At 49.2% G+C, this 11,343-nt stretch carries 11 protein-coding genes; 2 read left to right on the top strand and 9 right to left on the bottom strand.

Translation table 11 applies throughout. From position 1 onward, the window contains the following. Window positions 1–124: 124 nt before the first annotated feature. The 3 genes from B3A20_RS09865 to B3A20_RS09855 form a co-directional block, all read right to left on the bottom strand. Window positions 125–589 carry a hypothetical protein gene (locus tag B3A20_RS09865; RefSeq protein ID WP_290764167.1) on the bottom strand — a complete coding sequence of 155 codons (465 nt, stop codon included), beginning with the start codon at window positions 587–589 and terminating at the stop codon, window positions 125–127. A 150-nt stretch (window positions 590–739) separates the two neighbouring features. After that, window positions 740–1,330 carry an inorganic diphosphatase gene (locus tag B3A20_RS09860; protein WP_014547160.1) on the bottom strand — a complete coding sequence of 197 codons (591 nt, stop codon included), beginning with the start codon at window positions 1,328–1,330 and terminating at the stop codon, window positions 740–742. A gap of 119 nt (window positions 1,331–1,449) precedes the next feature. Next, window positions 1,450–2,748 carry a BamA/TamA family outer membrane protein gene (locus B3A20_RS09855; protein WP_290764164.1) on the bottom strand — a complete coding sequence of 433 codons (1,299 nt, stop codon included), beginning with the start codon at window positions 2,746–2,748 and terminating at the stop codon, window positions 1,450–1,452. 99 nt (window positions 2,749–2,847) lie between these two features. On the opposite strand from B3A20_RS09855, the gene B3A20_RS09850 reads away from it, so the two are divergent. Beyond that, window positions 2,848–3,312, top strand: a complete 465-nt coding sequence (locus B3A20_RS09850; RefSeq protein WP_290764162.1) for a hypothetical protein — start codon at window positions 2,848–2,850, stop codon at window positions 3,310–3,312. Window positions 3,313–3,455: 143 nt separating this feature from the next. Next, window positions 3,456–6,089, top strand: coding sequence for an ATP-dependent helicase C-terminal domain-containing protein (locus B3A20_RS09845; RefSeq protein ID WP_290764160.1), 2,634 nt, complete (start codon window positions 3,456–3,458; stop codon window positions 6,087–6,089). A gap of 79 nt (window positions 6,090–6,168) precedes the next feature. Here the strand turns inward: B3A20_RS09845 and B3A20_RS09840 are convergent, their stop codons facing one another. The 6 genes from B3A20_RS09840 to rsmD form a co-directional block, all read right to left on the bottom strand. After that, complete coding sequence (locus tag B3A20_RS09840; protein ID WP_290764156.1) at window positions 6,169–7,743, bottom strand: choice-of-anchor I family protein; 1,575 nt, start codon at window positions 7,741–7,743, stop codon at window positions 6,169–6,171. Between the two features lie 42 nt (window positions 7,744–7,785). Beyond that, window positions 7,786–8,256, bottom strand: a complete 471-nt coding sequence (locus B3A20_RS09835; protein ID WP_290764153.1) for a hypothetical protein — start codon at window positions 8,254–8,256, stop codon at window positions 7,786–7,788. A 10-nt stretch (window positions 8,257–8,266) separates the two neighbouring features. Continuing rightward, the gene (locus B3A20_RS09830; RefSeq protein WP_290764150.1) at window positions 8,267–9,226 is read right to left on the bottom strand and encodes an adenosine kinase; all 960 of its coding nucleotides are present in this window, start codon (window positions 9,224–9,226) and stop codon (window positions 8,267–8,269) included. Further along, window positions 9,226–10,119 carry a rhomboid family protein gene (locus tag B3A20_RS09825; protein WP_290764148.1) on the bottom strand — a complete coding sequence of 298 codons (894 nt, stop codon included), beginning with the start codon at window positions 10,117–10,119 and terminating at the stop codon, window positions 9,226–9,228. Before B3A20_RS09825 ends, B3A20_RS09830 begins: the two co-directional genes overlap by 1 nt. After that, window positions 10,106–10,687 carry a pantetheine-phosphate adenylyltransferase gene (gene coaD / locus B3A20_RS09820; protein WP_290764145.1) on the bottom strand — a complete coding sequence of 194 codons (582 nt, stop codon included), beginning with the start codon at window positions 10,685–10,687 and terminating at the stop codon, window positions 10,106–10,108. The genes B3A20_RS09825 and coaD overlap by 14 nt, the downstream gene beginning before the upstream one ends. Window positions 10,688–10,799: 112 nt before the next feature. Further along, window positions 10,800–11,342 (bottom strand): 16S rRNA (guanine(966)-N(2))-methyltransferase RsmD, encoded by a 543-nt coding sequence (gene rsmD / locus B3A20_RS09815; protein WP_290764143.1) that lies wholly within the window; start codon window positions 11,340–11,342, stop codon window positions 10,800–10,802. Window position 11,343: the final 1 nt, after the last annotated feature.

The raw sequence follows: 11,343 nt of genomic DNA, 5'->3' as shown, positions 1-11,343 counted from the left end.
CCTGTCCTCGCGCCTGTCCTCGCTTGACGGGGATGACGGGGATGACGGGGATGACCGGGAACCTCCTTATAAAAGAAAAGCCGCAGCGAATTGCTGCGGTTTCCTTTTATTACCTGAACAAAGTTTAGTCGCGATGTCCGTGATGTCTCTTGCGCGGCGGTTCCGGGCGCTTGAAGTTTCGATGAAGATCTTCGCATTCACTGATGCTTCTGGCAGCGAAATACCTATGACGTCTCGGGTCCATGCAGTCAATACGATCTGCGCGGTCACGACGATAATCAATCTGCATCCAGACTTCACCATTATTACAATAGAAGTCGAACTTGCGTTCCTTATCACCACGATAGCATTCGCCACGGCTATACATTTTCTGGTCGTTGTCATAACGTTCAGCATGAATTCTGTCATGACTGTCGCACTTCGGTTCTGCATACTTGCAGATGATTGCCGGAGCCGGAGGAGGTGGCGGAGGAGGCGGAGCTACACGGGAGCTTTCCTCTTTCTTAGGTTCAACGTTAATCGTCAGTGCCATAGCAGATGTGCTAAGCAGCATGAGCGACATCGCGCAAGTAAGCATGAGCTTATTCATAGGACCTCTTTATACTTTGATTGTTATTACAAAAACAATATATTAAATATTTTGTTACAAAACCAATAAATTCAAAAAAAAATAAGCTTTGTCACACAAGACAAAGCTATAGATTTAACTTATAACGAATTAAAAAAGTTGCGAAGCTTGTTAAATCAGCTCTTCTGCGGTGATTTTTTCGTCGTGTTCAGGTTCCTGGTAGCAGGATTCCGGTACTTGCACCTGGTTCTGGAAGTAAGCCTTGTGTGCAGCAATCACCTTTTCGCGGGCAAAAGCAGCATCCTTCCATTCGCCAATTTGCACATCCTTGCCTTCCAACTCCTTATAGTTCTGGAAGAAGTTCTTCGTAATGCGGAGGAACATCTGGTCCACGTCGGTAATGTCGCAGAACGGACGCGGGTTGAACACCGGCACGCCCAAGACCTTGTAGTCTTTCTTGCCACCGTCGGTCATGTCAAGCGCACCAATCACACGGCACGTGCAAACCGTACCCGTAATCATGGATGCCGGGCTGTAAATGAGCATATCCAAAGCATCGCCATCGTCAGCCTTGGTGCTCGGAATAAAACCATACGTGCAAGGATAGCTCATAGAGCTCAAAAGACAACGGTCAAGACGGAACACATGCAAGCGTTCGTCATATTCATACTTCAAGTTCGTGTCTTTGCCGATTTCCACGACGCAGTCCACTTCGTAAGGATACTTGCGTCCAATTGGAAGATCCAAGTAGTTTATTGCCATTTATTCTCCGTCGGCCCACTTTGAGCCTCATTATCTTTTTATTACAAATATAATCCCTAATTTAGTATTTATTCGGAAATTGTAAAGTCTTTTTTTACCAAAGTGTCTTCAAATCCAAATTACCTACTCCGCCAGCGTGCCGAGGTTACCTTGTCAAAGAGTCCGAAATAAAAAACCGGTTCACCATGGTCTGGGCTGTAACCCACTTCAAAACGGATTCGGTCCAGCGCCGGGATTACGACATGCAAGCCACCATAGACAGCGCCTTCATAATTTTTCCAGCCAGGAGCGCCTTTATCCCAAAGCACACTTGCATCTAAGCCCGCCACCAGCTGGATTCCGTAAAAGAAGTTGACACCCCATAACGAAGCCGGACGGCGCTCGCGCAAAACAAAACGTTCTTCCAACGTCAAAAGCATCTCATGGACCCCCAAATGCAACGAATCTGACTCGTGCCCACGGAACGTATTTGCTCCGCCGTGATAGTAATAATCATATTTTTTTACATCGCCCGGACGCAAGCGAACAAGTGCGGTCGCCCCCGTGACAAAACGCCCAAACGTGTAATAGGCACGAGCATCTTCCAAAAACTCAACAAAGTTCTCTCCTTGACGGCCACCAACACCCACATGCGTCACATCGCTTTCAAAATAAATTCCCTTGCGCGTATCAAGTTCGCTATCGCGGTAGTCCACAGCAAAGCCAAGCCCAAATTCAGGCAACACGCCAGGACCTTTTTCAAGATAGCGGTACACAGTCTTTCCGAGAATCGAAAAATGCGAAAGCAATTTCCAGCTAACATCTAAACTAAGCAACCAAGTTGCATCCTGAAATCCTCGAAGGTCGTCCCAACTATCCGTCCGCAAGAACTCAAAATTCCAGCCCAACGGCAGCCCGAACAAATACGGGGAACTTGCGTAAAAGGCGTACTCGTTATTTTCGAAGAACGGGTCAATGGCAGTACGGAACTGCACTTCGGCACGGATGTCTTCGCCCAGCACATTCAAGTTCGCAAGCGCAAGCCCGAGCATAAGTCCATCGCGGTCCGTCTTTTTGCCAGCAGGCGACGGAATCCAACGGAAGATTTCCTTAACGTGATACGTGAGTGTTATAGACGAGGGACGAGAGACGAGAGGCGAGAGGGACTTACAAGAAATGTAAATATCCGTAAAGAGGTCCAAGTCTTGGAGACGAAGTTTCTCCGACTCAAAAGACTTCTGAGAAAAAGAACCCCCAACCTTGTGCGTAAGTTCGCGACTCACGACATGAGGCTTCGTATGTTCCAAGCCTTCAAACTCAATTGATTCGATTTTTGCACCATCGCTGCACTGGTCAGAATCCACACGCAGAGAATCCTGCTCTGCAGCGTTTGCAGATACAAAGGCAGAAGCAAGCCCCGCCAACAAAAAAGTCTTCACAAAAAAATTCACGAATCAAAGATACAAAAGGCATTCGCAAGCGATTTTGGCGAAACTCATAAAAATTGCTATATTTGAGTCACTCAAACTGAGGTGATTATGTTAGACTTTTTCGCAAACAACTGGCCCTATCTGATTATTCTGATTGTGGTCGTCGCTTTATTTTTTATCATCCGTGGCGCGCTCAAAGGCTTAAAAGCCAGAAGCCCGTTCAACATGGAAAACATCCGCAAGAGTACCGAACCAAACTTCCTCGCACTCCAGCAAAAGTCCAAGGCATTGCTCGCCGATGCCGACATGGTTTGCGAAATCAAACCGGGCAGCGATCAGGTCATCCCGAAAAAGGAAGATGTCAAATTTTTCCGTCGCGCAGTATCCCAGAAGTTTAAGCTCGCAGTGTTCCAAGTTCCGGGAACAAACAAGGTCGTGTTCTTCTTCTGCAAGACCGAAGCTGGCATCAAGAGAAGACTCCAGAACTTGGTCATCAACCAGAAGTTCCGTGAAGGAAAGCCGCCTTACATGGATGTCGCAACGGGTGAAAAACTGAGATACCCGAAGGCATAATCAGTAGGAAGTAGACAGTAGGCGGTAGAAAGAAAAGCCCCTCATCATCCTGAGAGGCGAAGCCTCGAAGGATCCAGTTTATTTTGCCCCGGTCACTGTGCCGGGGTCAACTTTTTTAAAGAGACCTAAAGAGAATATCTACAATGCGCACGTACAAAGATTTAGCCATTGCCGAAGAAGAACAAAAGCTCGTAGACGCCGTCAACAAGACGAACAACTTGCTCGTCGAAGCGCCCACCGGTAGCGGTAAGTCTTTGTACATCCCATGGTTCTTGAGCAAGCACTTTAGCGGGCGCATTGTCGTATTGCAGCCGAGACGCATTGCAGCCCTCGCCCTCGCACAGTACTCCGCAAAGCTCCACAACGAGCCGTGTGGCAAAACCGTCGGTTACCAGTTCCGCCAGGACAGTTGCAAATCCAGCGCTACGCGAATTTTGTTCCAAACGTACGGTAACTTTTTACAGGAACTTCTGCACGGCAAAATGAACGCGGAATGGGTCATCTTCGACGAATACCACGAACGCAAAGCCGACATGGACTTGCTCTTTGCGTACTTGCTCAAATTGCAAGCCGCAAGCCAAGCATCAGGTCGTGAAAGTATCAAAGCACCGAGAATCGCCGTCATGAGTGCAAAACTCAACCGCGAAGAAATGGAACAAGCGCTCGGCGTCAAATGCCTGGAACTCGGGCATCCGCTTTATCCTGTACAAATTCTTCACCAAAAGCCCGCCGCAGGCGTAAACATCAGCGCAGGCCAGGGAATCGAAAACGAAGTTGTCCGTGCATTGCGCACTTTGTACCGCAACAACGTTTGGCAAACAACGCTCGTATTCTTGCCGGGTAAAGCAGAAATTGCCAAATGTCACACCGCCGCGAGCGAAGCTCTGGGCGACAACGTCGCCGAGTTCCTTGAACTCTACGGCGGCCAAGACCGCGAAACGCAAGACCGCATTTTCGAAGAAACCGATCGGCCGCGCGTCATCTTTACGACCAACATTGCAGAAACGTCTATCACGGTGCCAAACGTTACAGGTGTTGTCGATAGCGGCATCGAGCGCGTCAGTGAATATGACGACAGCGAAAAAGTGAACGTTCTCCGCACGCTCCCGATTTCGTTGCAGAACGCCATCCAGCGCAGTGGCCGTAGCGGCCGTACACAGAACGGTTGTGCCATCCGCCTCTGGACGGAAGATGCCGAGAAGCACATGCCACAAGGCATCGTGCCCGAAGTCTTGCAAATCGAGCCCTCGGAACTTTTATTGCAAAAAGCAGCGCTCGAAGATTCATGGGCCCTATCGCCTAACGGCTCCAGGGTGACAATTGATGATGACGTCATTGCGAAGCAATCTCAAATAAAACTGCCTACGGCGATTCCAGAAGCGCGCGAAAGAGTCGCCACCGCGATGCTCGAAAACTTCGGTATGTTGCAAGGCGGTCGCATCACAGAACTTGGAAAGCGCGCCATCCAAACGCCAATTTCAAATATTCCGCTCGCATTGATTTTAGCAAAAGCAACAAGCACCGCAGACCTCCCCGACTTGCTCCTCGCCGCCATGGCGTGGATTCATTCCGGAACAGAATTTGTCCAAAAGTCAAAAAACACGTTCAACTTGCTCACGCTCGCAAGCGATACGCTTTCTAAAGCAATTAACGTTCCGCGAGAAGTCTTGTTTACGCTAAAGCAACTCCGCGATTACAGAGACAATTTAGACGAGAGACGAGTGACGAGAGACGAGAGAAGAGGTATGCCTATCGCAAAAGGCGAGCCCAACACTCACGCCATAGCCCAAAGCCTTCTCGCCGCCTTCCCGGACGCTCTCGCCACACCAAGCGGTAACGTTTACAAGTTAAGCAACGGCAACACCATCCGTTTGCAAGTGTCAGAACCGCCTTACGCATTGCTCGCGCTCTCCATGCTCCGCACAGGTGGCGGCAGCAAATCCGAACTGCGCGTAAGCCTTTACGCTCCAGTGCCCAAAGAATTGCTCGGCGGCGAAATCGAAAATATCCGTTACGAACTGTTATGGCGCAGCGGTCAAGAACGCTTTATCGGCATCGAAATTCACGAAAGCGAAAGCCCTAACGGCGATATTCGAGAAACGAGCCGCAAAGAAATTCTCCCGCAAGAAGCATCGCCCAAAGTCCTCGAAAAACTCAAAGAGCTTACCGCCGAAGCTTGGCGCGACAAGCTCGAAAAAGAAAACTGGACTGGCCGTTACCTCACCGAAAACATCCAAACGCTCCTTATCAAGATGCGCCTTGCCGCAAAACTTTATCCGGAATACGGCCTACCCGATTTCAACGACGAGGACATGGAGCTTATCCTAAACGAGCTCACGGACGGCATTTTCCTTTTGCGCGATATCAACGAAGACCGTTACCGCAACATTGTCGAAGACTACTTCGGGAAGTCCATGCTCGCATGGCTGCAAAAAACGTTCCCCGATCATTACGTTCTCCCCAACGGCAAGCGCGCCCGCTACAGCTATCAAGAAGTTGCAACAGCCGATGAACAGAGCAGCGGCAAAATTGTACAAAGTGCAGATGGAGTTCTCGTCGAGATTTCCGCACGCATCGAAGACTTTATGCAGCTCCGCGGCGAGCATAAAATCGCAGATGGCAAGCTCAAAGTGCGTTACGACATTCTAGCGCCAAACTTCCGCACCATCCAAAAGACATGGGACCTCACGAGTTTCTGGCAGAACACCTACGCCGAAGTTCGCAAAGAACTCCGCGGTCGCTATCCAAAGCACCCATGGCCTGAGAAAGTAATGTAAAACAAGATGCGAGTTGGCAGAACTTAGTGAGATAGCAATATTCTAAGTTCTAAGAGCGAAGCGGGCTAAGTTCTAAGTTCTATTTCACGGAGTAAACCGCAAGCGTCTTACTGTATTCGTAGCCGACAACCAAAAGCGGTTCACCATTCGGGCTCTTTTCTGCAGGGATAAACAAGATCCCTTCCGGGCCCCTATCCTTAGGATTCAAATAGAAATCCACAACATTCGGGGAATTTCCATTTTCAGTGCCCGTAATATCAAGAACAACAATGGCACTTGCACGTTCAAGCCCGACAAAAGCATAGCGTTTATCGCCCACAATGCCAGTCGTCACGTTTTCCGGTTCACAGCCCTTATCTTCACTGCGGGCATCCATCTTGACTTTGCCTTTTTTGGAATTCCAGTTAAAGTAATACGGAGCGACCTTAGCCATCATCTGTTCAAACGCATCGCCGGAATCCCACATCAAGTGCCCTGATTCGCCATCAAAAATGCTAATTGAACGAGTTCCAAAGCTATACATATAAGGGCACAAGCCATTTTCGGTTTTATTAGGCGTCACATTGCAACGTTCCAGATTGCTCACCGTAACGCCCTTCACATCCGCAAGGACTTCGGCCGTAAAAACATTCGGGTCCAAAACGCCATTCTGCAAAAGCACCATAGGCGTAGTCTCGTCAGTCCAGGCTTTGTAATCATTGACCGGAGCGCCTTCGTTTGCCGTTAGAACAAACGTCTTTCCGCCTGCTGTAAACGCAGAAATTCCATCAGGCTGGCGCAACCCCCGCAACGGATAATTCTTAATTTCAATCTGCTTATTTTTTTTGATATCAAGCCCATACCCCGGTTTGGAATGGTCCACATAGCCAAGCGGGAACACATCCAAAATTTTCTTTGAGGCGACATCAAACTTGACAATCGCATTGTTTTCTTGCAGGCTCACCCATGCAATTTTGGAATCTTCGGAAACTGTAATATATTCCGGTTCTAAAGACTGCACAAAACTCTTCACGCCCGTCTTGCGCACGCCTTTAGCCATCAGCGCAAGCGAATCTAGCGTTTTAAAATCAACAACTACTTTTTGCGGTTTTACCCATGCTTTTGCCGCTTTCGCCGTCCCAACCACGCCAGCATCAATTGATAATACGCCAATACCGCCTTCCGGGTCTTCATTAAAGTTCTCTTCAGGAGAGCCTTCGCAGGCCACAAGCAAATTCGCCCCATCCGGCGTAAACGTAATCATGTCAGGCATATAGCACAGTTCATGTTTTCCAAGAACTTCAAGTTTCTTGTTGTAACGCATTACCTGCACATGCCCCATTTCCCATTCAGGACTGTTCAAGAGGCTCACCGCCACAAGGTCTCCATGAACTGTCACGCTAGAGGCGCCCCCCGAAAGTTTCATCTCGCTCAGTTTTTGGGGATTTGCCGGGTCAGCGATATCAACCACTTCGAGAACATTCTCGCCACCAACAACAAACAGCACCTTCTTTTCTGGCATAAAGGCTGAAATTTCTGCCGTAGTCATGGGAACCGACGCGACATGCTTCAGAGTCGTTCCCCATTGGAACGGTCCTACCGGAACATCCGATTTTTTTGCAAACGCGATTCCTGAACCAATCAGCAAGCTCAAGACAAATGTCGTTTTTTTCATTTCAACCCCCGCGCTATTTAGCTGCGATTAAAACCCGATAAACTAATCCAGAATTAGCCACATGATAAGCATGCCAAGTCCAAAGCTTCCGATCATAGAAGCAGACGTCATCATCACATCCTTCTTTTCTTCTTCTTTGGCTTTTGCATCCTTGGCCTTTTGCTTTTCGACCTGTTCCTGGCTCGCCTGAACAGCAACACTCAACGCCTTGGCGCAAGTTTCATTGTTCTTCTTCAGTGTGTTGTAGCTCTGTTCCCAGTTTTCGCACTTGGCTCTTTCGATTTCGAGATCCGAACGGAGAGCCTTCTTTTCAACGATGCAGACGCTGTCGTGAACAGCCATCACGCTATCACGCACGGCAATTTCAGCGACAAGTTCAGCCTTCTCGGCATCACTTTCAGCAGTGTTTACAGCCGCTTTTAGTCCTGCCGCATTCACAGCCCCAGCAAAAGCAAGCACAAACAAGGCACTCAGAGCCCGCGATTTCACAAAAGAACGAACAACAGAAACCATATAGCCTCAATTACATTTGGGCGTAAATGCGCTGCCAGCCTTCTTCCGGAATCTGGGCGCCCATCACCTGGACAACTTCGTTCGAGACGATGCTACCGAGCTTACCCGAGCGTTCCATATCCCAGCCGTTCATGTAGCCATAGAGGAATCCCGATGCCCAGAGGTCACCAGCGCCCGTCGTATCGATTGCCTTAGCAGCACCTGCAGACACGCGAGTGACCACGCCATCCTTTGCAATCAAGGCACCGCGCTTGCCAATCTTCACGACCGCAACTTTAGCCTTCTTCGCAAGGACTTCGAGTGCAGCCTCTTCCTTGACGCCTGCATAAGCATAAGCTTCGTCTTCGTTTGCAATGATGATATCAATCATCTTTTCTGCAAAAAGTTCATCGAAGAGCTTGCGGCAAGCTTCAACCACGCCAAACGAACTAAAGTCGAGAGCAGTTTCAACACCGAGGCTGCGAGCCAGCGTAAACGATTTCTTGAAGCATTCACCGTTAAATGCACGGTAACCTTCAGCGTAAAGGAGGCCCACATCGTCATAGAGAGCCGGAGTAAAGTCATCTGAACCGAGGAAATCCGAAGCGCCAAGGTAAGTCCACATAGAGCGCTGGGCATCCGGAGTCACGGCAGAGAACACACAACCCGTAGCGACATCGCTCATCCCGAGCTTCGATTCCACGCCGTTATTCTTCAAGTGTTCCTGGAAAAGCTTGCCAAGTTCGTCATCGCCAATCTTCGAAATAAAGGCGGCTTTGCCATGCAAGCGGGAAAGCCCCACCATGGTATTGCAAGTCGAGCCGCCCGGCACGCGAATCGGATTTTCGAGTGCACCAAGGAACTTCTCCATCTGCGGCCAGTCGACCATGTTCATGCCGCCCTTCTGGACACCCTGTGCAGCAATCCATTCATCGCTCACATTTGCCAAAATATCAACAAGGGCTGCGCCCATACCAAGAACTTTCTTCATTAGAATCCTCCGCGACGGCGACGCAACTTGTCACCCGCTTTCAATAAAAATTCACGTTCCGATTCACTCAAGGACTGGATGCCACAGCGTTCCACCTTCTTGAGGATCTCGTCCATGCGTTTCTGTTCATCTACGTAGAACACTTCACCTTCGAGAACCTCCGGTTCATTGAAACGGCGCGAATTCGAACGCGAACTCGAACTACGGTCTCGATTATACTTTTCAGGATTTCTGGAAAACAGGCGGAAAATAGCCGAAAGCGGCGAATTGTAAAGCACCTTCGGTCCATTCTGGTAAACCGCCATGTAAAGGAAGCCGGCCACGACACCGCCCAAGTGGGCAAAGTGCGCAATCATGTCGCCCGAATTTGCAAAGAGGATATCGAGCGCAATCATCACCCACATTGCATGCTTGATTCGCATCGGAATGACAAAGAACATGAGAATCATACGTTCCGGGAAGAACTTGTAATACGCGACAAACACGCCCATCAAAGCGCCCGACGCTCCGATAATCGGATTGTTCGTAAGCCCGAGCAAGCACATGAAAAAGCTGAACAGCGCAGCAAAAACTCCGCAGAAAAAGTACATCGAGACAAAATGACGTGCACCCATCCATTCTGCCACTTCGGAACCGAACATCCAGAGCATCAGCATATTAAAGAAGAAATGCATAAAGTCAAAATGGATGAACATGTACGTCACGTAACGCCAAAGTTCCAGCGGGACACGTGGCATAAAGGCGCCGTAATAGTTAATGTAATCTGTGAGGCTCCCATAGCCGGCCCCCAAATCGACTTCTATACCACGCCCAAGAAACGCAATAATGAAAACGACTGCATTCGCAAGCAAAAGCGTCTGCAACGCCTTGGGCAAATATTTAAATGGCTTCATATTTTTTCCTAAACTCTTTTAAAAGCATGGACACCATGTTCTTTGGCACGTATTTAGAAATGAGCGATTTCTGTTCAGAGGCGCTCTTAGCGGCACCGCACTTGAGGAGTTCGCGCACAAGGGAACTGCTCACCACAAGATGTTCCTGCGCGCTGAGCAAAAGCACAGTCTCAACATCGCCATTCCCATAGATAACCTTGTTGTTCCAAGCAACCGCCTGTTCGGCATCCAAGTCCGCAGAATTACGAATTCCACGCACCAGGTAATGCGCCCCGACGGACTTCATAAAATCAACCGTCAGCCCGCCATGCACAGCGACCGACACATTCGGGAATTCAGAGACTGCCGCCTCCACCATCGCCTTGCGCGTCTCGGCGTCAAACAAGTTTTTCTTGCTCGCATTCTGGGCAACAAGGATAATCAGGGAATCAAAAATGCCGGCGGCACGTTTTACAAGGTCAAAATGACCGGCTGTAAATGGGTCAAAGGAGCCCGCAAAGACCGCCACACGGCGTCCGCAGCCATCCTCCACAATCGTTTTACTCTGTGCTTTAGATTTCCACACCATGTGGTATAATTTACAAAAATAGTTACTAGTCGATAGTTAATAGTTACTAGAAATTGCAATATAGACATTTCTAGTAACTAGTAGCTCAGAACTCTAAACTAGCGTTATCCCTTTATTTCCTGAAAATTATCAACGAAGATTCTCCATAGCGGCGAACTTGCCCCTGAAAATCCTCACCCTTCGCCCATTCGGGCAACTTGCGGCTCGGAGCCTCAAAAACAGCCACGCCACCAGGATTCAGCCACTCGATAAACGGTCGCAAGTCCGGGTAATCCATGTCCTTAAACGGCGGATCCGCATAAATCAAATCAAAACCGCCATCGGCACAGACAATTTCTTTCTTGAGCGTAAGCACACTCGTTTCCAAGAGCTTTAGCCTGGAATCCATACCGACCGACTTGTACGAGCGCTCTATCATCTTCGCCTGCGGACGCGCAAGTTCCACAGCAGTCACACTAGCGGCCCCACGGCTCAACGCCTCAAGCCCCATAATGCCACTGCCGGCAAAAAGGTCTAACATACGGAAACCATCGACGCCCTGCAAAATGTTAAAGAGAGCTTCCCTCGTGCGGGAAGCTGTCGGACGTGTTTTCATGGTATCCGGGGACTCGATGTTGCGCCCCCGCAAAGAACCACCAGTAATTCGAATCGGCATA

Origin of the sequence: Fibrobacter sp. UBA4297 (assembly GCF_002394865.1) — a bacterium.
Taxonomy (GTDB): Bacteria; Fibrobacterota; Fibrobacteria; order Fibrobacterales; family Fibrobacteraceae; genus Fibrobacter.
Note: the sequence above shows the minus strand (reverse complement) of the source record. Positions and strands in the feature narration are given on the sequence as shown.